We start from the raw sequence: 19,519 nt of genomic DNA, 5'->3' as shown, positions 1-19,519 counted from the left end.
CGGCCTGGCCTTCTGGTTTAGGCGTCCGGGGCGGTCTTTCCCGATGTTTTTGCAGGCGGCGTCTTTGCCGCTTCTTCTTTTTCTTCTTCGTTCGCCAGGCTTGCGTCGCCCGTCGCCCAATCCGGCTCCGCGACTTGCTGCGCCGGGTTTGTTTCGCCCGTCGCCCAGTCCGGCTCCGCGACTTGCTGCGCCGGGTTTGCGTCACCCGTCGCCCAGTCCGGTTCCGCGACTTGCTGCGCCGGGTTTGTTTCGCCCGTCGCCCAGTCGGGTTCCATGAGGCCGCCGCCGCTTGGCGGTTCCCCGGTTGCGGCGTCGATTTCCATTTCTGTGGCGGATTGGAATGAGTCCAGTTGCAGGCGCATCGCCGCTTCGTCCATTGGATAGGTGTCCGTTTCGACGCTTAGGGCCTCGGTTGGTGGCACATGCGCGATACGGGTTTGGATGCGTGACGCGAGACGTGCGCCAAGGGAGGCTTTCCAGCTAAGCGCCGCAACGGCGGCGGCATTGCCGGCACCAAGGATGCGCGCCGCCATTTTGACCGGCACATGGGCGAGGGCGGCAAGGGCTTCGGTAACGAAGAAATGTTTTCCTTCGCCCACCGCCGCTGCGATTGCCTTTTCATCAAGCTGGCCCTTTTCCAGCAGGGCGCGCACGTCCGATGCGGCATTTTGCTGCGCGTTCCCTTCCGATGGGGCCAGGTCGCCGGCCTCCTCTCTCTGCAGGCGGTCATGGATCGCGGTGGCCACCATGGCTGCGGTTTCCGGGTCAAGGTCGCCACGGTTTTGCAGGGTCTTTAGCAGGGAAGCGGCAAGAAATCCGGTGAGTTTACGGATCATGGATGGGGAAAGTTCCGGGCGACGCGCAAGCGGGGCGTGCCAGGAAGGAATGGCAGGGGCCCTTGTCACGAGGCGGTCCAGGGTCTCTTCGCGAATCTGTGCTGACGGGTTGGCCAGAAGGGTGGCAATGGCCGGGACGTTTTCGGTTTCGACGATGGCGTCCGAGACGGGTTTAGAAACGGCGTCCCGTCGGGCAATGGCCGTTACCAATTCTTTGTCAGGGCCGGTGGCAATCAGCGTCAGCAGATCGGTATCCGTCAGCAGCGGGGAAAATTCCAGCACCGGTGCGGCCACCTCGATTTCCCGATCCCGGGCGAGTTTGCGGATGACATCTCTCGGTGCCTGCGTCGTCGCCCGCAATTCCTCGGCCAGCATCCGCCGGACATCCGGCAGGCGATCCCGGGCAAGAATTTGGAGAATCTCAAGGGTCAGGTCACGCATGCGGTCTTGTGCCGCCTCGGAGATATTGGGAACAAGACGGCCTATTTTCCGGGCAAGCTGGCAGCGCACGGCATCGTTTGGGTCGCGCGCGAGAAGAAGGTCGGCATGGCCCGGCGTTTTTTGGTTTGCGGCAATGGTTGCGCGCACGTCTGCATCGCTGTCCTCGGCGAGGTAGTAAAGAATTTCCGGGCGAATATCTTCTCGCGCCGCAAGGTCGCGCCGGACATTGGCGTCGGCGTCCCGTGCGATGGCCTTGGCGTTTTCGTAATCCTGCGACATCGGTCGTTGCCCGGTCATCGCGGCGTTGCCCGGGTCGCGCTAGCAAGGCGATAGCCACCCTTGCCGTCCTGTTTTGCCAGATACATGGCGGCATCGGCGCGGCTCAGGAGATCGGCAAGGGTTTCGCCGTGATCCGGGTCGAAAATGGCAATCCCGATCGAGAAGCCAAGCGGGCAATTCGTGCCGCCTGAAAATTCGGCAAGGGCGATAGCATCGTCGAGAAGGGCGCGCGCCTTTTCTTCCGCCGTTGCGGCATTCGTATTTTCCAGCCAAAGGACGAATTCATCGCCACCATGCCGGGCGACAAGGTCATTGCCGCGCGTGTTCCGCAGCAGAATTTCACTGGTCTTGCGAAGGGCCGCATCCCCTGCTCCATGACCATGGTGGTCATTCGTCTGCTTGAAATTGTCGAGATCAAGGTAGAACAGCGCCGCTTTTTCCTGGCCGTGTGCGGCGCGTGCAAAGCGGCGGTTCAGTTTGTCATGGAAGGCGCGTCGGTTGAGAAGGCCCGTCAACGCGTCTGTCGTCGATAAATGCACCAGGCGGTGGTGGATGGCAATTTGTTCATTGGCGATGCCAAGCTGGTCGGCAACGCTGATTAAAAGGTCGCCTGTGTCCGGGTCGAAGGGGCGCGCTTCTCGCCAGATGCTAACCGCCCCGTTTTGTCGCCCCTGATAGGAGGTTGGCGATAACAGGCCCGGTCGGGGGGAGGAAAAGGCGGCTGGAAAGGTGGTTTTTGGGTCGCAAAGGACGGTTTTTTCGACATCGAAGGCGGGCACATCGCCAAATTCGGCCCCATGGCTGGGGGAGCCTTTTTCCATCAGGGTAACAATCCGGCAACCCTCGGCACCGGTTGCGTGTGCGATGGCCGCGGCGGCGCGGGCAAGCATTCTGTCGGGTTCGACCTCGTCGCGGATGGTGCGTACCAGGAAAAGCAACAGGCGTTCCCGACTTTGAAAGCGGGCGATTTCCATCTGGTGCAGACGCATTTCCGTGATGTCCTGGCAGGCGCCGCGCGCGCCTTTCCAGATGCCGGTTTCGTCACCAAGCGGCCGGGCCGAGATTGAAAGACAGGCGGCACTTCCTTTGGCGTCCCGGAACCAAAGTTCAACCCCCGTCATTTCAGAAATTGCATGGAAGGGGATTGCCAGTTCGGTTTCCGTTGCGTCGAAAAGAAGGCTTGCGGGATTGCGTCCAAGCAGGGCGTTTGCCGGAAAGCCCAGCGCGCCCGTGGAAGAAAGAAAAGTAAAACAGCCATCCGCCCCGGTTTCCCAGACGAAATCGCTTGCCGTTTCGGCCAGCTCCTTGTAGCGCTGGCGGGATTCGATCAAGGCTTCGCGTAAATTCCGGTCAAATGTCACGTCTTGACCAAGAAGCAGGACAAGGCCGTCTTCCGGGAAAGGCAGCAGGAAAAAACCAAGGGTGGCGGCGGGAATGTCGGTGCCATTTGTTGCACTATCTTCCGGAAACACCAATTCGACCTGGCGGGCCGCGTTCGCGTCCAGGGCTTCGGCAATCTTTGCGGCAAGGCTTTGGGCGGTGGTTTTGTCGAGGCGGTCAAGCAGGGATCTGGCCACCGCGTTGGCCTGGTGAATTTGTCCCCGGCCGTCGGCAAGGCATGCTGGGAAAGCTGCCTCGGCCAGCGCGCCTGCTGCCGCGAACAGGGTGTCAAAGCGCGGGGTTGCCGGGGCATTTTCCGGAGATATGAAGTCTGTCGATACGAGCGGGTCGTTCATCCCACTTCGCCCCACTGCCTAGCCATTGTCTTGTCTGTGTTAAAACCAAAGCCTATTGCTAGGGGGATTTTAGATGCGGAAGGTTAAGGAATTCCTCAGGCTCGGGGTCGGTTTGCCTGAAAAACCGGCAGTTTCAAGGGTTTTCAAGAGAGAATGTCTGTCATGAATTTGCCGAGCACCTTGGGCCCCCCGCCTTCTCTGGAGGATGTCGAGACCTGGATTTTTGATCTCGACAACACGCTTTACCCGGCAAGCTGTGGGCTGTTTGCGCAGATTGACCGCAAGATGCAGGAATTTATTCGCAACCTTCTCGGCGTTGAGGCGGACGAGGCGCATCGTTTGCAAAAAGAATATTTTCATCGCTATGGAACCACGCTGTACGGCCTGATGGAATGTCACGATGTGGACCCGGTCGGCTATCTCGACTATGTCCACGCCGTCGATTTTTCGCCGGTTCTGGCCGACCCCGATTTGGATGGAGCGCTGGCGCAGCTCCAGGGGCGGAAATTCATCTTCACGAACGGCCCGGCCTCCCATGTGATGGAGGTGCTGTCCCGGCTTGGTGTCGGGGCGCATTTCGATGGCATTTTCGATATTGAAGCCGCCAATTTTCTTCCGAAACCGAAGCCGGTGGTTTATCGGCGGTTGCTTGACCGCCACGAGATCGATCCAGCCAAAGCGGTCATGATTGATGATCTGCCGAAAAATCTTGCTCCGGCGGCGGCCCTTGGCATGGCGACGGTCTGGTTGCGGACCGGATGGGAGGATGCCGGTCCCGGTGAAGGGGAAGACCACATTCATTACATTGCCGACGATCTCACAAAATGGCTGAAGGGGGCTGTGTGCAATGATTCAGGCGGTTGAGGGCCGGACAGGCGCGTGGTTGACAGGCCGGGGGGGCGGGCTCATCTTCGCCGCCAATCTGACGCAGGACCGAAGGGCAAGGTGGATCGAATGAACATTGTTACGCTCGAAAATGAAATCAATGCCGCCTGGGACGCGCGCGAAACCCTGTCGCCAAAGACGAAGGGGGGGCTGCGCGATGCCGTTGAGACGGCGCTGACGGCCCTTGATAGCGGGGCTTTGCGCGTTGCCGAACCCAGTGAGAGTGCCGAGGGCGGCTGGCAGGTGAACGCGTGGCTGAAGAAGGCGGTGCTGCTTTCCTTTCGCCTGAACGACATGGCGATCCTTCCGGGCGGGCCGGGGGATCCCCAGGCGGGTCCGGCAGCCTGGTTCGACAAGGTGCCGTCGAAATTCGCGGGATGGGACGAAAAGAAATTTCGCCAGGCGGGCTTTCGCGCCGTGCCCGGCTCCATCGTACGCCGTAGCGCCTATATCGCACCGGGGGTTGTCCTGATGCCGAGCTTTGTAAACATCGGTGCCTATGTGGGCGAAGGCACGATGGTTGACAGTTGGACGACGGTCGGTTCCTGCGCGCAAATTGGAAAGAACTGCCATCTTTCCGGTGGTGTGGGCATCGGCGGCGTGCTGGAACCTTTGCAGGCTTCGCCGGTGATTATCGAGGACGGCTGTTTTATCGGTGCGCGTTCCGAAGTTGCCGAAGGCGTCGTCGTTGAGGAAGGCGCCGTGTTGGCAATGGGCGTTTACATCGGGGCCTCGACGAAGATTGTCGATCGCGCCAGCGGCGACATCACCTATGGCCGGGTGCCGGCTTATTCCGTTGTTGTGCCGGGAACCCTTGCCGGTGCGCCGCTTGCCGATGGGCGTCCAGCACCGGCGCTTGCCTGTGCGGTGATCGTCAAGCGTGTGGATGAACGCACGCGCGCGAAAACGTCCATTAACGAACTGTTGCGGCAATGACGGCTTCTCTGGATGCCCTTGCCCTTGCGCGCGACCTCATTCGCTGTCCCAGCGTAACGCCCGAGGATGCCGGTGCCCTTGGGGTGCTGGAAGCGGCTCTGGTGCCGCTTGGCTTTCGCTGTCGGCGGCTTCCGTTTTCGGATGCGGTGGACAGCGTGGATAATCTTTATGCGCGCATTGGTGACGCCGCGCCGGTTTTCTGTTTTGCCGGCCACACCGACGTTGTGCCGGTGGGCGATGACGCGGCGTGGACCGTGGCGCCCTTCGCCGCTGAAATTGCCGACGGTTTTCTTTATGGCCGGGGGGCCGTGGACATGAAGGGGGCGCTGGCCGCCTTTGCGGCTGCCGTCGCGGCCTTTCTTGATGCGCGCGGCGGCGAATTTTCCGGGTCCATCGCCATGTTAATCACCGGCGACGAAGAGGGCCGGTCTGTCAACGGGACGCGCAAGGTGCTGGAGCAGCTTACCCGGGAGGGCGAAAGTTTCGACGCCTGTCTGGTGGGGGAGCCAACAAATCCGCGCTACCTTGGCGAGATGATGAAGATCGGCAGACGGGGCAGTCTGTGCGGCAGGCTTGCCGTGGACGGTGTGCAGGGCCATGTGGCCTATCCCGATCTGGCCGACAATCCGATCCCAAAGCTGCTGGCTTTGCTGGACGCGTTGCTGGCAACGTCTCTCGATCGGGGAAGCGAAAATTTTCAGCCCTCGCATCTGGAAATGACAACCATTGACGTTGGCAATGGGGCGACGAATGTTATTCCGGGACGGGCCGAAGCCGGTTTCAACGTCCGTTTCGGCGACAGTTTTACAGCGGCCAGTCTGGAACGCCATTTGCGCGCCTGCCTTGACGCCACGGGAATTGCGTACACCCTCGACATTGCCGTTACGGGGGAAGCTTTTCTCACCGCACCGGGCACGTTGACGGACCTTGTTGCGGCGGCGGTTGCGAAAACAACCGGCAAGACTCCGGAACTCAGCACCACCGGCGGCACATCGGACGCGCGTTTTTTGAAAGACGTCGCGCCGGTTGTCGAATTTGGTTTGGCCGGTTCAACGATGCACAAGACCGACGAGCGCGTTGCGCTTGCCGATCTTGAGGCGCTGACAGAAATCTACCGGACGATTCTGGAATCTTTTTTCTCTACTGCGAATCAATAACGCACGCCGACAAGGTAAAGCCCTTTCGGCGGTGCTGTCGGCCCGCCTTTCGCCCGGTCCCGGGCGGCTAGTGCCGCTTCAACATCTGCCTTCGTCCATTTGCCTTCGCCGACCATTTTCAGGGTTCCGGCAAAGATGCGGATCTGGTTGTGCAGGAAGGAACGCGCGCTGGCTTCGATGTGAATTTCGTCGCCCCGTTTTTTGACACAAAGCCGGTCCAGGGTTTTGATGGGCGACGCCGCCTGGCAAAAGGTCGAACGGAACGTTGTGAAATCATGCTTGCCAACCAGCGCGGTGGCGGCCTCGGCCATCGCGTCGACGTCAAGCGCCGTGCTGACGTGCCAGACGCGGCCCGCGTCAAGGGTGCTTGGTGTGCGCCGGTTCAGGATGCGATAGCGATAGCTGCGTTTTTTTGCCGAATGGCGGGCGTCAAAGCCGGGGTCGACGGCTTCGGCATCTACAATCACGACCGGCTGCGGGCGGAGATGGGCGTTTAGGCCATCGCGGACGCGGATGCTTTCGAAGGCGCGATCCAGATCGAAATGGGCCACCTGGCCAAGGGCGTGGACGCCGGCATCCGTTCGCCCGGCACCGTAAAGGGTGCAGGTTTCGCCGGTCAGGCGCGTGATCGCTTTTTCGATGGCCTCTTGCACGGCCAGGCCGTTTGCCTGACGTTGCCAGCCGACGAAGGGGCCGCCATCATATTCAATGGTGAGTTTGAAACGGGTCATTTGCAGCGGGTCATGGTTCGGTTTTTGTTTCTGGGCAGGCCAGCACCGTGCCGGCTGGCATGGCATTGCCGCGTAGAAATTCAGCCGCCGTCAGGACCGCGCGGCCCGGGCGCTGCAATTCCAGAATGCGGATGGTGCCCTTACCGCAGGCGATGGTCAATTGGTCGTCAAGCAGGGTGCCGGGTGCCCCATGGGCGTGGCCTTCGCCAAATGTGACGGACCGCACCTTGATGGCTTCGCCCTTATGGGGGAACCACGCGCCCGGCTTGGGGTTAAAGGCCCGGACGCGGCGTTCAAGCACGTCGCTTGCAAGCCGCCAGTCCAGTGCAGCCTCGTCGCGGTGCAGTTTTTCGGCATAGGTGACGCCGGCATCGGGTTGGGGCCGTGGCGCAATGTTCCCTGCCGCCACCGCGTCCAGGGCCTTTCGCATTAACGTCGCCCCATGTTGGGCCAGGCGCGCTTCCAGGCTGCCGCCCGTATCCTCGGCCAGAACAGGGATTTCCTCCTGAAGCAGCACAGGGCCATCGTCCAGGCCAAGGCCCATTTGCATGATTGTTACCCCGGTCATTGCGTCGCCGGCAAGCAGGGCGCGCTGGATCGGGGCCGCACCGCGCCAGCGGGGCAACAGCGAGGGATGCAAATTGATGCAGCCAAGCCGGGGCGCTTCAAGGATCGCTTGCGGCAACAGCAAGCCATAGGCGGCAACAACCGCCACATCCAGGTCCAGATCGGCAAAGACGCGGGCTTCTTCTTCCGTCTTCAGGCTTTTGGGCGTTCGCACCGGAAGCCCGCGTTCTTCGGCAAAGCGTTGCACGGGCGAGGGCCGGGTTTTCTGGCCACGACCGCGCGGGCGCGGCGGTTGGGCATAGATGGCGGCCATCCGATGGCCCGCTTTGACCAATTCGGCCAGGGTTGGGATGGCAAATTCTGGCGTGCCGAGAAAGGCGATCTTAAGAGGTGTCATCAGGCGGTTGCCTGCAGCCTTTTCACCTTTGCAAGCTTGCGAAGGATGATGTTGCGTTTCAGCATCGAAAGATGGGTAACGAACAGCACGCCGTTCAGGTGGTCGATTTCGTGTTGAAGGCAAGTGGCGAGCAGACCTTCCGCCTCAATCTCACGGATTTCGTTTTCAGGGTCGAGGTAACGGATTCGCGCGCGCGCCGGGCGGGCGACGTCCCCATATTGATCCGGCAGGGACAGGCAGCCTTCTTCGTAGATAAGCATTTCTTCTGCGGTCCAAAGGACTTCCGGGTTGGCAAGCTGCAAGGGGGCCGGCGGGTTGCCATCCTTGGCGATGTCGATAACCAGCACGCGTTTTTGCGCGCCCACCTGGGGGGCAGCCAGGCCGATGCCCGGTGCGGCGTACATCGTTTCCAAAAGGTCGTCCATAAGACGGCGAATCGCGCCATCCACTTTCTCAACGGGTTGCGACATCGCTTCGAGCCGGGGGTCCGGCGCTGTCAGAATCGGTAAAATTGCCATCTTTCAAGGATACCCCTTTTGTGAAGATGCGCCAATCCGGGTAGGATGCGTCATGGATCCGGTTTTTCAGTTTGTTCTGTTTCTTGCCGTCGTCATCTTTCTTGGTGGCGGCCTTCTTTATTTTGTGGCTCAGCTTCGCGGGCGGATGGATCAACAGGCGCAAGCCGTGGCTGAAGCGCAACACCACCTTGCCCAAAGCCTACAGGCGCAGGAGCGTGCCATTGGCGACCGGCTGGAGCAGGTTTCGCGCCGGCTGAACGAGGGTTTGACGCAATCCACTGAGAAGACAACGAAGACAATGACGGATCTTCGCGAGCGTCTGGCCGTGATCGATGCCGCCCAGAAAAACATTGCCGAACTTTCGACCCAGGTCGTCGGCCTGCAGGACATTCTCGCAAACAAACAGGCCCGTGGCGCCTTTGGCGAGGTGCAGTTGAAGGATCTGGTGCAGGGCGTGTTGCCGGCGTCCGCCTATCGCTTTCAGGCGACGTTGAGCAACGGCAAGCGCGCGGACTGCCTGCTGGATCTGCCCAATCCGCCGGGGCCGATTGTGATCGACGCAAAATTTCCACTGGAAAGYTAYCGSGCCATTCGSGCCGCCGKGGACGACGCYKCCYTGCRKRMGGCRTCGCGGCGTTTCGGCACGGATGTCATGAAGCAYGTCCGYGCRATTGCTGAAAAATAYATYCTKCCCGGCGAAACGGCAGAGATYGCCCTGCTGTTTCTRCCGTCTGAAGCKGTGTATGCGGAGCTRCACGCAAATTTTCCGGACATCGTYGAAAAAGCGCACCGYGYGCGCGTCTAYACYGTTTCRCCAAGCACGCTTTGGGCKACCCTGAACACRATTCGCGCYGTRTTGCAGGACGTSCATATGCGYGAACAGGCRCAYGTCATTCAAAAGGAAGTSATGATCCTKCTGGAAGAYGTCGKYCGCATCGAYGARCGTGTCGGYAARTTRAAAACCCATTTCAAGCAGTCGGAGGMCGACATCGAAGCCATTCAAATCTCGACCCGCAAGGTGACAAAGCGGGCGGAACGCATCAATGAACTCGATGTTCAGGAGACCGATGCGTCTGAGGAAATCATCGCATCGCAGCCCACCAAGCCGCGTCTGGTAGAGTAGCGCGATGCCATCTTTTCAGGACGCAAGCGGGCATCTCGAAGCCCTGTTGAAGAAAGTGCGCAGCCTGGGTGCCAGCGCCGCCGATGCCGTTCTGGTCGAACAGGAAAGCCTTTCGGTTCCTTATCGCCTTGGCCGTTCGGAGGGGCTTGAACGGGCAGAGGTCATGGATTTGGGCCTGCGGGTCTTTTTTGGCCATCGTCAGGCCATTGTCTCGACGACGGATTGTTCCAAGGCATCCCTTGAAACCCTGGCCGAGCGCGCCGTCGCCATGGCCAAGGTGGTGCCGGAGGACCCTCATTGCGGTCTGGCAGAGCCGGAAGAACTGGCGGGGTCCCCGCCGGATCTCGATTTATGCGATCCGGATGTCCCCGATGTTGAACAGCTGATGGCGCGCGCGCGCCAGACGGAGGAGGCAGCGCGCGCTGTCTCCGGAATCACAAATTCCGAGGGCGCGGAAGCTGGCTGGCAACGCAGCGACGTTACGCTTTTGGGCACGAATGGCTTTTCCGGTGCTTACACGGTGACGCGTCACGGGCTTGGTGTTTCCGTGCTGGCGGGAAGCGGTACGGAAATGGAACGGGATTACGGGTCTTCAATCGCCCATCATGGACAGGATTTGGAAGCTCCGGAAGCCGTCGGCAGGCAGGCGGGCGAGCGCGCCGTGGCGCGATTGCATCCGCGCAAGGTGCCGTCGGCAGCCGTTCCAGTCGTTTTTGAGGCGCGAGTTGCCGGTGGCCTGCTGGGCCATTTTGCTTCCGCCATCAATGGTGCCGCGATTGCGCGCGGGACAAGTTTTCTGAAAGATTGCCTGGGCAAGCGCATTTTTCCCAAAAACATGCGCATCGTGGACGACCCGCACCGCCCGCGTGGCCTTGCCTCGCGGCCTTTCGACGGCGAGGGCGTTGGCAATTCGCGCCGCGACCTTGTGGAAAACGGGGTTTTGAAAAGCTGGCTGCTGGATTTGCGTTCCGCGCGCCAGCTTGGCCTTCGCTCGACAGGCCATGCCGGGCGCGGCATTTCTTCGCCGCCATCGCCCGGCGTGACGAATTTTTACCTTGCGCCAGGGGATGTGAGCCGCGAAGCGCTGCTGAAAGCCATTGATAATGGCTTCTATGTGACCGAGCTGATCGGCATGGGGGTCAATGGGTTGACAGGTGATTACAGCCGTGGCGCGGCCGGTTTCTGGATCGAAAAGGGCGAAATCGCCTATCCGGTAAGCGAAATCACGATCGCTGGCAATCTGCGCGACATGTTTTGCAACCTGACAGCGGCGGATGATCTTGAATTTCGCTATGGCGTGAATGCGCCGACATTGCGGGTGGACGGCATGATGGTCGCAGGTGTCTGAATGCGCGCAGGCGTTGGCGGCAGCCCGGCCGGCGTGCTATCTTGCGCGGCTCAACCCATATGCACTGCGTAAACATGTGCATTGCGTAAAATTGAATTGCGTAAAATTGAATTGCGTAAAATGACTTCTCCTTCCCTGAATCCGGATGAGACGACCCAGGCGCTTGTGCGCCGACTTTTTCGGGAAAGCATCCGGCCCTATATCTGGCGACTGACGTTCGCGGGTCTGTGCATGATTTTGGTCGCCGCCACCACGGCAGCCAATGCGTGGATTATGCAGCCGGTTCTAGACGACGTTTTTCTGAAACAGGACCCGACGATGCTGTTCCTGGTCCCGGCCGCCATTCTGGTGATTGCCGCGATCAAGGGGTTTTCCACCTATGGTCAGGCGCTGTTTCTGAATTACGTTGGCCAGCGGATCGTCGCCAATATTCAGGTCCGGATGTATGCCCATTTAATTCGGGCAGACCTTGCCTTCTTTCATGGCACGTCGACCGGCACCCTTGTCTCGCGCTTTACCCATGATCTGCAATTGCTGCGCGCGGGGATTGCAAACGCGTTGAGCGGCATGGTGAAGGATTCACTGACGCTTATCTTTCTTGTCGGCGTCATGTTTTACCAGGATTGGACCCTGGCGCTGATCACCTTCGTGATCTATCCGGTGGCGGTCTTGCCAATCATGCAGGTGGGCCGGCGGATGCGAAAAGTTTCGACCGGCATGCAATTGCTGGTGGGCAAGTTCACGGCGCTTCTGGAAGAAACCTTTCATGGGGCGCGGCATGTCAAGGCCTATGGCATGGAAAGCCATGAGACGGCACGCGCCAGCAACATCGTCGAAAAGATTTTCAAGCTTGGCTACAAAACGACGAAGGTTCGTAACATCGTTCATCCGGTTATGGAGCTTTTGGGAAGTTTAGGGATTGCCTTCGTCGTCTTTTATGGGGGGAACCAGGTTCTTTCCGGAACGACGACGCCGGGCGCTTTTTTCTCGTTTATTGCGGCACTGCTTATGGCCTATCAGCCGATGAAAAGCATCGCCAATCTGAACGCGACGCTTCAGGAGGGGCTTGCGGCGGCATCGCGGGTCTTCGCACTTCTTGACGATGCCCCGAAGGTCTGCGACCGGGCGGACGCAAAACCGCTGAAGGTGACCGGGGGTGAAATTGTTTTTCGCGATGTGCATTTCGCCTATGGAGAAAACAGCCCGGCACTGCACGGCGTGACGCTTACGGTTCCGGCGGGGAAAACGGCGGCCCTTGTTGGCCCGTCGGGCAGTGGCAAGTCCACGATTTTAAATTTGATTCCGCGCTTTTATGACGTCAATTCCGGAAGCCTGAAAATCGACGGTCAGGACGTTCGCGACACAACCCTTGCAACCTTGCGCCGCACCATCGGGCTTGTCAGTCAGGAGGTAGGCCTGTTTGACAACACGGTGCGTGAAAACATCCTCTACGGCGATCCGGACGCGACCGACGCCGCAATTGTCGCGGCGGCGAAGGCGGCGGCAGCCGATAGCTTTATCGACAAATTGCCGGAGGGCTATGACACGGTAATCGGGGAACGGGGCGGCAGGCTTTCCGGCGGCCAGCGCCAGCGCATCGAAATTGCCAGAGCGATGCTTCGCAACGCGCCGATCCTGTTGCTGGATGAAGCGACGTCGGCGCTCGACACCGAATCGGAACGTCAGGTTCAGACGGCGTTGCAACGGCTAAAGCAGGGCCGCACCACCCTGGTGATCGCGCACCGGCTCTCCACCGTTCAGGATGCCGATATTATCTATGTGATCGACGCGGGGCGCGTTGTCGAAGAAGGTACCCATGCGTCGCTGCTTGCCCGGAACGGGGTCTATGCACGGCTTTATGCGCTTCAGTTCGAAAATGGGACCGAGGCACAGCCCCCAACTTGCGTTCAGGTCTGATTCGGTGCGGCTGCACAAGCGAATTCTTGGTTTTGACTTTGTGCAGCGCCTGCTTGGCGCCTTGATGGCGTTTTACGTTTTTCTGGTTCGCCGGACGAGTCGCTGGTCTGTCGAGGGACGGGAGCATCCGCAACCCTTCTGGGATGCGGATAAAAACTTTATCGTTTGCTTCTGGCATGGGCGGCTGATGATGCTGCCCTACGCATGGGAAAGCCGTCGCCCCTTTACCCAGCTGAATTCCGGGCATCGGGATGGCATGCTCAGCATTCGCGCCCAGGCGCATTTTGGCTTTCGGACAATCATTGGTTCGGCAACCACGGGGGCGTTGACAGCACTGCGCGGGCTTTTGAAGACGGTGCGTTCCGGCAACACCATCGGGATGGCGCTGGATGGGCCCCGTGGTCCGTGCATGCGGGCAAAGCCGGGCGCTGTGACGATTGCCAGTAAGACGGGTGTGCCGATCCTGCCGCTGACGTTCTCGGCATCGCGCTGCAAATTGCTTTCAAGCTGGGACCGGTTTTTTCTTGCCACGCCCTTTAATCGCGGCCACTTCGTGTGGGGGGAGCCGATCCACGTGCCAAAAGACATCGACGAGGCGGGGATTGAACGCGTGCGCCAGGAACTGGAAGACCGGCTCTACGATCTGACAGTTGTGGCAGATGCAAAATATGGCCACCCGGCGATCCCAAAAGCAGGCCCGGACGAAGGGAAGAAGGCCAGCCGGGCACCCTCCACGGAAGAAGTGTCCGGCTGATGGTATTTGCCTTGTATCGCGTGGCGACGGTCCTTGGTGCCCCGGCGATCCGCCTTTACCTGCATTGGCGCCGGTATCGTGGCAAGGAGGACCGGGCCCGTTTTTCAGAACGTCTCGGCGTTGCGGGCATTCCACGGCCACCGGGGCCGGTTATTTGGGTGCATGCGGCCAGCGTCGGCGAATCCCTTTCGATTTTGCCACTGGTGGAGCGTATGTGCCAGGCGACACCGTCGCCACATGTGCTGGTCACAACCGGAACGGTCACCTCGGCAAAGCTGATGGGGGACCGCTTGCCAGAGGGGGGGCTTCATCAATTCTCGCCCATTGATCTGCCTGGGGTTGTGGCGCGCTTTCTTGACCATTGGCGGCCGGATCTGGTGTTGTGGGTTGAGTCGGAATTCTGGCCGAATGTCCTTTCCGATATCCGGGCCCGGGATCTTCCGGCGGTCCTTTTGAACGCCCGGATTTCCGACCGTTCCTTTCGAGGCTGGCAGCGGGTGCCCGGTCTGGCGGCGAAGCTTCTCGGCACCTTCCGGCTTTCTCTGGCCCAAAGTGACGTGACGGTGGACCGTCTGCGCTGTCTGGGGGGTGAAAACATCGCCTGTGTCGGCAATCTGAAATATGCCGCTCCACCCCTGCCGGTGGCGACCGGTCCCCTTGGCGAACTTAAGGCAGGCTTGAAAAACCGGCCCTGCTGGCTTGCGGCCAGCGTGCATCCCGGCGAAGAGCACTTTGCTGCCCAGGTGCATGGCAAATTAAAAGCGGCCTATCCGGGGTTGCTCACCTTCCTGGTGCCGCGTCACCCGGCCTTGGGTGTGAAGATGGCGGCAAGGTTCCGTGCCGAGGGCCTTTGTGTCGCCCGGCGGGCCGGCGGCGATGTTCTGACGGCGGCGACGGACATCTACCTTGGCGATACTTTGGGCGAGCTTGGCCTTTTCTACCGTCTGGCACCGATTGCCTTTGTTGGCGGTTCGCTCGTGCCCCATGGGGGGCAGAACCTGCTGGAGCCGGCGCGGCTGGATTGCGCGATTTTGCACGGGCCCCATGTCGAAAATTTCGCCCGCATTGCCGAGGCCCTTCAACTGGCCGGCGCGTCGGAACAGGTCGCCAATGGCGATGCCCTGGCCGACGCGGTGGCGGCGCTTTTGGAAAGGCCCGACCGGGGCCGGCGCATGGCGGACGCGGCAAAGCAGGTTGCCGCCGGCGAGGCGGGCGTACTGGATCGCGTGGTTGAACGGGTGCAGCCTTATCTTGATGGCCTTGGGCTTGCGCCCAACGATGCTGCTGCCAAAGCGGGGCCGGATGCGTAGCCCGCGCTTCTGGCAGGCGGGTGGCTGGCGCGCCGTGGCGTTGGCTCCACTCGGGTGCCTCTGGGCCGCTGGGGTATGGCTTCACCGGGCCCTTGCCAAGCCATACCGATCTTCCATACCGGTAATCTGTGTTGGCAATCTTGTTGTTGGCGGCACTGGGAAAACCCCTGTAGCTATTGCAATTGCTGAATATTTTAAGGAACATGGCGGCACGCCGCATCTGCTTAGTCGCGGGTATGGCGGTAGTGCCAAGGGGCCTATTTTGGTAGAGCCTGGCCACCATGACGCCAGCCAGGTGGGCGACGAGGCGCTGTTGTTGGCGGCGTCTGCTCCAACCTGGGTCGGGGGCAACCGGGCTCTTTCGGCCCGGGCGGCGGAGGCGGCTGGGGCGACCTGCCTGATCCTGGACGATGGTCTGCAAAACCCGACCCTGGCGAAAGATATGTCTCTGATTGTCGTCGATGGCGGTTTTGGCTTTGGCAATGGGCGGCTGCTTCCGGCCGGGCCTTTGCGTGAGCCGATTGGCCGCGGGCTTTGCCGGGCGGCGGGGCTCGTCCTCATCGGCCAGGACCGGACCGGGGTCGCGGATGGCCTGGCCGCAGGTCTCCCCATTCTTCGCGCCCGGCTTGCACCGGGACCTGAATTTTCTCAATTAAAGGGCCGTCGCGTGCTGGCCTTTGCCGGCATTGGCCGCCCGGAGAAATTCTTTGAAAGCTTACGCGAGGCCGGCCTTGAAATTGTCGGGACGCGGGAATTTTCCGATCATCACCCCTATCGGGATGGCGAGATAGAAGCGTTGCTTGACGAGGCGGCAACGCTGGACGCGGTGGCGGTTACGACGGTAAAGGATGCCATGCGGCTGCCGCCGTCCTTGCGCGCGCGCATTCTGGCCCTGCCGGTCCATATCGAATGGGAAGACCGGGCCGCCTTTGAAGCCCTGCTTCGCCCCTTTCTGGGAAAGAAGAAAGGCGCTATCGGGCCTTCGTAATGGGTGGTGTTGTCGCGGGCATGGCCCCGGCCGCGCTTTGGGGGTCGAGGGCGATGCCAAACCAGCTGATGCCCCAATGCAGATGCGGTGCCGTTGCCCGCCCGGTTGCGCCGATGATGGCAATCGGATCGCCCTTTTTGACCCGGGCCCCTTCTCCAACGTCGATGCGGTCAAGATGGGCATAGACCGTGAAAAGCCCGTGGCCGTGGTCGAGCACCAGGGTCTGGCCGGTGAAAAACATATCCAGATGGCGTAGGGCGACGATGCCGTCCGCCGGGGCTGTCACCGGGGTTCCCCTTGGCGCAGCAATGTCGGTGCCGGAATGGGGGCTGCGGCGCACGCCGTTCAAGATGCGCTGGCTGCCATAAACGCCGCTGATCCGCCCCAGGACCGGCCAGGAAAAGCCGTTCACGAAGAAAGCCTCGTCGTGGTCGCCACGCCGGGCTTTTGCAAGGAGGGCACCTTCCGCACGGATGCGCGCCATTCTGGCGGCGTCGGGGGTTACTTTGTCGGCGGCCAGGCCATTAATTTTTTCGGTGGGAAAGTCCCGTGATGCGATGGTCAGGTGGCGCACGCCTTCGCTGCCATCGGCCAGACGGTAGGCCAGATCGGCGTCGGCCTTCGCGTTACGGCCAAAGGCGATGACGAATGCCCCCGCCCGGGAAATTCGCAGGGCGCGCCCCTCGAAATGCAGCGTCGAACCCGCAGGTGCTTTGCCGGTTACGAGGCCGCCCTGGTGGAAGGCCCCCTTGAAATTGAAATCGATTTTGCCGCCGGCGCAAAGGGCTGGCGAATAGAGAAAAAGGGCCGCAAAAAAACAGGCGATGGCAACCCGTATCCCCGGCATTAAAAAAGATCTCCCTGATTTATCTTTTTCACCGGCTTCTTCTTTGCCGGGGTTGGCTTTTTTTCTTTTGTGCCAGCAATGGCATTGCCATCAATGGCATCCCCATCGATGACGGCACCGATATGGCCATCGTGGAAATGGATGCCGACCGCCATGCCGGGCTTTGTTGCGCTCGCCGATGTAACCGGCTCGCCTTTTCGGTCGCGCACAAGGGCAAAGCCGCGATCCAGCACGCGGGCATAGGAAAGGCTTTCGAGGAGGCGGCCGGTCCCGGTCAGATGGCGTCGGTGGGTTTCCAGGGCTTGGGCGATGGCGGTTTCCATGCGGTTTGCCCGCTCATTCAGACGCTGCGTTGCCATTTCAAGCAGAGCTTTCGGGTCGAGCAGGCCGCGCGCCAGCGCCGTCACCTGCAGGCACCTGCCGTCGAGAAAACGCGTCATCGTTCCTTCCAGGCGGTCCGTCCATTCGTCCAGACGCTGCGTTGCCATTTCAAGAAGGGATTTCGGGTCGAGCAGGCCGCGCGTCAGCGCCGCCACTTGCAGGCGTCTGCCGTCGAGAAAACGCGTCATCGTTCCGACCAGGCGGCGGGAATGATTGAGGACATCCTCCAGCAATTCGGCGCGCACCGGCACCGCCATTTCCGCCGCTGCCGTTGGGGTCGGCGCGCGCCGGTCGGCGGCAAAATCGATCAGCGTCGTATCCGTTTCATGGCCAATGGCGGAAATCAGCGGGATTTTGGATGCCGCCGCAGCGCGCACGACATTTTCTTCGTTGAATGCCCACAAATCTTCCAGACTGCCGCCGCCCCGGGCAATGATCAGCACGTCCGGCCTGGGAATGGGGCCGTCTTTCTCCAGCCGGTTAAAGCCTTCGATTGCCGCCGTAATCGCGGCGGCCGCGCCCTCACCCTGGACCAGGACGGGCCACAACAGGACGTGGCGTGGAAAACGGTCGTCCAGCCGGTGCAGAATATCCCGGATGACGGCCCCGGTTGGCGACGTGACAACGCCGATCCGTTCTGGCAGATAGGGCAGGGGCTTTTTCCGCTCGGCGGCGAAGAGGCCTTCGCCGTCCAGTTTTTTGCGCCGTGCTTCGAGAAGCTTTAGAAGCGCGCCTTCGCCGGCCAGCTCCATTTCCTCGATGACGATCTGGTAGTTTGAGCGCCCCGGATAGGTCGTGATGCGGCCCTTGCAGATGACCTCAAGCCCGTCTTCGGGTGACAGGTCGAGCTTCGTGCCGCGCCAGCAGATGGCGTCCAGCACGGCCTTTTCGTCTTTCAGCTTGAAATAGCAATGACCGGAGGTCGCGCGCTTGAAGCCGGAAATTTCGCCGCGCACCCGCACCTGGCCGAAGGCCGCCTCAACCGTTCGTTTGAGGGCGAGCGAAAGCTCGCTTACGCTGTATTCGGCGATGTTCGGGCGGGCGTCCGGTTCGGGCGAATTGTTCCTCATGGGTTCCGATGATATCAAGAGGCACGGCGCAAGGGAAAGGCGTCCACGAAAATAGTCAGATAGGGGAAGAAGATGACAACACCGGCTTTGCCCGGTCGGGTGCTTTTGATTGGCGGCGGTGGCCGCGAGCATGCGCTGGCACGTGCGATTGTAAAATCGCCGCTTTGTGAGGTGCTTTATTGCGCGCCGGGGAATGCCGGCATTGCGGCTCTTGCGAAATGCGTACCCATCGCGGCGGATGATGTCGAGGGCCTCGTTCGTTTTGCGCAAGACGAACGCATCGCCTTTGTTGTCATTGGCCCAGAGGTGCCACTGGTCCTTGGTCTGGTGGACGCGTTGGAAATTGCCGGTATTCCGGCCTTCGGCCCCAATAAAAAGGCGGCCGCCCTTGAAGGCTCAAAGGGCTTTATGAAGGACATCTGCGCGAAATACGGCGTCCCAACGGCGGCCTATGCGCGTTTTACGGACGTTGCGGCGGCAAAGGCCTATCTGCATGAACAAGGTGTCCCAATCGTCATCAAGGCGGACGGCCTGGCGGCGGGGAAAGGGGTGACCGTGGCTCACAGTCTGGAAGAGGCGGAAGCCGCCATTGAAGCGGCGCTCGTCGATGCCCGTTTCGGTGCGGCAGGCCGCGAAATTATCATTGAGGAATATCTTGAAGGTGAAGAGGCAAGTTTCTTTGCCTTTGTCGATGGCGAACATGTTCTGCCGCTGATTGCCGCCCAGGATCACAAGGCAGTTGGGGACGGCGATGTGGGGCCGAACACCGGTGGCATGGGGGCCTATTCGCCAGCCGCCATCGTTACCGACGCCATTGTTGATGAGGTTATGGCGCGTATTTTAAAGCCGACGGTTCGCGGCATGGTGGCGGAAGGCTGTCCCTTTCAGGGCGTGCTGTTCGCCGGTCTGATGATTGGCAAGGGGGGGGTGAAGCTGATCGAATTCAACATTCGTTTTGGCGACCCGGAATGCCAGGTCCTGATGGCCCGGCTGGATTCAGACCTTCTCGAAGCCCTTGTCGCGACCCAGGAGGGCCGTCTGAACGACATCACCCTGCGCTGGCGGCAAGAGGCCGCCCTTTGCGTCGTTCTGGCCGCGAAGGGCTATCCGGGTGCCTATGAAAAGGGAACGGAAATCAACGGTATCAATGCGGCGGAAAAATTGCCGGGCGTTGCCGTCTACCACGCCGGCACGCGCGCGACGGAGGATGGCCGGATTGTCGCCAATGGCGGGCGCGTCCTTGGCGTGACCGCGCTCGGCACGACAATCACCGATGCCAACCGCCGCGCCTATGCGGC

General features: G+C 60.8%; 17 protein-coding genes. 10 read left to right on the top strand and 7 right to left on the bottom strand.

Going from position 1 to position 19,519, the window contains the following annotated elements:
• Nucleotides 1-17: 17 nt before the first annotated feature.
• Nucleotides 18-1,574: a hypothetical protein gene (locus tag COA65_06650; protein PCJ59108.1), complete on the bottom strand. Its 1,557-nt coding sequence runs from the start codon at nt 1,572-1,574 to the stop codon at nt 18-20.
• On the bottom strand, nt 1,571-3,292 hold the full coding sequence (locus COA65_06645; protein ID PCJ59107.1) for a diguanylate cyclase: 1,722 nt from the start codon (nt 3,290-3,292) through the stop codon (nt 1,571-1,573). Before COA65_06645 ends, COA65_06650 begins: the two co-directional genes overlap by 4 nt.
• Nucleotides 3,293-3,445: 153 nt before the next feature.
• Here COA65_06645 and COA65_06640 point away from each other — a divergent pair, with 153 nt between their 5' ends.
• The 3 genes from COA65_06640 (at nt 3,446) to COA65_06630 (ending at nt 6,270) form a co-directional block, all read left to right on the top strand.
• Nucleotides 3,446-4,156 (top strand): pyrimidine 5'-nucleotidase, encoded by a 711-nt coding sequence (locus tag COA65_06640; GenBank protein ID PCJ59106.1) that lies wholly within the window; start codon nt 3,446-3,448, stop codon nt 4,154-4,156.
• Between the two features lie 90 nt (nt 4,157-4,246).
• Nucleotides 4,247-5,113, top strand: a complete 867-nt coding sequence (gene dapD, locus COA65_06635; GenBank protein ID PCJ59105.1) for a 2,3,4,5-tetrahydropyridine-2,6-dicarboxylate N-succinyltransferase — start codon at nt 4,247-4,249, stop codon at nt 5,111-5,113.
• On the top strand, nt 5,110-6,270 hold the full coding sequence (locus COA65_06630; protein ID PCJ59104.1) for a succinyl-diaminopimelate desuccinylase: 1,161 nt from the start codon (nt 5,110-5,112) through the stop codon (nt 6,268-6,270). The genes dapD and COA65_06630 overlap by 4 nt, the downstream gene beginning before the upstream one ends.
• On the opposite strand, the gene COA65_06625 is transcribed toward COA65_06630, so the two are convergent.
• Genes COA65_06625 through COA65_06615 form a run of 3 tightly spaced genes read right to left on the bottom strand, consistent with a single transcriptional unit; the run spans nt 6,264 to nt 8,483 of the window.
• A complete protein-coding gene (locus COA65_06625; protein PCJ59103.1) occupies nt 6,264-7,001 on the bottom strand; it encodes a tRNA pseudouridine(38-40) synthase TruA in 738 nt (245 codons plus the stop codon). The genes COA65_06630 and COA65_06625 overlap by 7 nt on opposite strands.
• 10 nt (nt 7,002-7,011) lie before the next feature.
• On the bottom strand, nt 7,012-7,965 hold the full coding sequence (locus tag COA65_06620; GenBank protein ID PCJ59102.1) for a methionyl-tRNA formyltransferase: 954 nt from the start codon (nt 7,963-7,965) through the stop codon (nt 7,012-7,014).
• Nucleotides 7,965-8,483, bottom strand: a complete 519-nt coding sequence (locus COA65_06615) for a peptide deformylase (protein ID PCJ59101.1) — start codon at nt 8,481-8,483, stop codon at nt 7,965-7,967. Before COA65_06615 ends, COA65_06620 begins: the two co-directional genes overlap by 1 nt.
• A gap of 52 nt (nt 8,484-8,535) precedes the next feature.
• Between COA65_06615 and COA65_06610 the strand changes: the two genes are divergently transcribed.
• The 6 genes from COA65_06610 to COA65_06585 all read left to right on the top strand — a co-directional run bounded on the left by COA65_06610 (nt 8,536) and on the right by COA65_06585 (nt 15,923).
• Nucleotides 8,536-9,606 carry a DNA recombination protein RmuC gene (locus tag COA65_06610; protein PCJ59100.1) on the top strand — a complete coding sequence of 357 codons (1,071 nt, stop codon included), beginning with the start codon at nt 8,536-8,538 and terminating at the stop codon, nt 9,604-9,606.
• 4 nt (nt 9,607-9,610) lie between these two features.
• Nucleotides 9,611-10,954, top strand: coding sequence for a modulator protein (locus COA65_06605; protein ID PCJ59099.1), 1,344 nt, complete (start codon nt 9,611-9,613; stop codon nt 10,952-10,954).
• A 120-nt stretch (nt 10,955-11,074) separates the two neighbouring features.
• Nucleotides 11,075-12,871: a lipid A export permease/ATP-binding protein MsbA gene (gene msbA, locus COA65_06600; protein ID PCJ59098.1), complete on the top strand. Its 1,797-nt coding sequence runs from the start codon at nt 11,075-11,077 to the stop codon at nt 12,869-12,871.
• Nucleotides 12,771-13,625 carry a hypothetical protein gene (locus COA65_06595; GenBank protein ID PCJ59097.1) on the top strand — a complete coding sequence of 285 codons (855 nt, stop codon included), beginning with the start codon at nt 12,771-12,773 and terminating at the stop codon, nt 13,623-13,625. Before msbA ends, COA65_06595 begins: the two co-directional genes overlap by 101 nt.
• On the top strand, nt 13,625-14,935 hold the full coding sequence (locus COA65_06590; protein PCJ59096.1) for a 3-deoxy-D-manno-octulosonic acid transferase: 1,311 nt from the start codon (nt 13,625-13,627) through the stop codon (nt 14,933-14,935). Before COA65_06595 ends, COA65_06590 begins: the two co-directional genes overlap by 1 nt.
• Nucleotides 14,928-15,923 carry a tetraacyldisaccharide 4'-kinase gene (locus COA65_06585; GenBank protein ID PCJ59159.1) on the top strand — a complete coding sequence of 332 codons (996 nt, stop codon included), beginning with the start codon at nt 14,928-14,930 and terminating at the stop codon, nt 15,921-15,923. Before COA65_06590 ends, COA65_06585 begins: the two co-directional genes overlap by 8 nt.
• Here the strand turns inward: COA65_06585 and COA65_06580 are convergent.
• Together COA65_06580 and COA65_06575 are read right to left on the bottom strand one after the other, a co-directional pair.
• Nucleotides 15,907-16,770: a peptidase M23 gene (locus COA65_06580; protein PCJ59095.1), complete on the bottom strand. Its 864-nt coding sequence runs from the start codon at nt 16,768-16,770 to the stop codon at nt 15,907-15,909. The genes COA65_06585 and COA65_06580 overlap by 17 nt on opposite strands.
• Entirely contained in the window at nt 16,770-18,221 is a 1,452-nt protein-coding gene (locus COA65_06575) for an exodeoxyribonuclease VII large subunit (protein PCJ59094.1), read from the bottom strand. Before COA65_06575 ends, COA65_06580 begins: the two co-directional genes overlap by 1 nt.
• A gap of 72 nt (nt 18,222-18,293) precedes the next feature.
• Here COA65_06575 and COA65_06570 point away from each other — a divergent pair.
• Nucleotides 18,294-19,519 (top strand): phosphoribosylamine--glycine ligase (locus COA65_06570; protein ID PCJ59158.1); only part of this gene is annotated, 1,226 nt, incomplete at its 3' end.

The sequence above is a fragment of the Rhodospirillaceae bacterium genome (assembly GCA_002746255.1).
Lineage (GTDB): Bacteria > Pseudomonadota > Alphaproteobacteria.
Note: the sequence above shows the minus strand (reverse complement) of the source record. Positions and strands in the feature narration are given on the sequence as shown.

What these genes read in the sequence shown, in the direction of transcription:
- COA65_06650 (PCJ59108.1), bottom strand. Translation starts at nt 1,574, where the DNA reads ATGACCGGGCAACGACCGATGTCGCAGGATTACGAAAACGCCAAGGCC.
- COA65_06645 (PCJ59107.1), bottom strand. Translation starts at nt 3,292, where the DNA reads ATGAACGACCCGCTCGTATCGACAGACTTCATATCTCCGGAAAATGCC.
- COA65_06640 (PCJ59106.1), top strand. Translation starts at nt 3,446, where the DNA reads ATGTCTGTCATGAATTTGCCGAGCACCTTGGGCCCCCCGCCTTCTCTG.
- dapD (PCJ59105.1), top strand. Translation starts at nt 4,247, where the DNA reads ATGAACATTGTTACGCTCGAAAATGAAATCAATGCCGCCTGGGACGCG.
- COA65_06630 (PCJ59104.1), top strand. Translation starts at nt 5,110, where the DNA reads ATGACGGCTTCTCTGGATGCCCTTGCCCTTGCGCGCGACCTCATTCGC.
- COA65_06625 (PCJ59103.1), bottom strand. Translation starts at nt 7,001, where the DNA reads ATGACCCGTTTCAAACTCACCATTGAATATGATGGCGGCCCCTTCGTC.
- COA65_06620 (PCJ59102.1), bottom strand. Translation starts at nt 7,965, where the DNA reads ATGACACCTCTTAAGATCGCCTTTCTCGGCACGCCAGAATTTGCCATC.
- COA65_06615 (PCJ59101.1), bottom strand. Translation starts at nt 8,483, where the DNA reads ATGGCAATTTTACCGATTCTGACAGCGCCGGACCCCCGGCTCGAAGCG.
- COA65_06605 (PCJ59099.1), top strand. Translation starts at nt 9,611, where the DNA reads ATGCCATCTTTTCAGGACGCAAGCGGGCATCTCGAAGCCCTGTTGAAG.
- msbA (PCJ59098.1), top strand. Translation starts at nt 11,075, where the DNA reads ATGACTTCTCCTTCCCTGAATCCGGATGAGACGACCCAGGCGCTTGTG.
- COA65_06595 (PCJ59097.1), top strand. Translation starts at nt 12,771, where the DNA reads ATGCGTCGCTGCTTGCCCGGAACGGGGTCTATGCACGGCTTTATGCGC.
- COA65_06590 (PCJ59096.1), top strand. Translation starts at nt 13,625, where the DNA reads ATGGTATTTGCCTTGTATCGCGTGGCGACGGTCCTTGGTGCCCCGGCG.
- COA65_06585 (PCJ59159.1), top strand. Translation starts at nt 14,928, where the DNA reads ATGCGTAGCCCGCGCTTCTGGCAGGCGGGTGGCTGGCGCGCCGTGGCG.
- COA65_06580 (PCJ59095.1), bottom strand. Translation starts at nt 16,770, where the DNA reads ATGCCGGGGATACGGGTTGCCATCGCCTGTTTTTTTGCGGCCCTTTTT.
- COA65_06575 (PCJ59094.1), bottom strand. Translation starts at nt 18,221, where the DNA reads ATGAGGAACAATTCGCCCGAACCGGACGCCCGCCCGAACATCGCCGAA.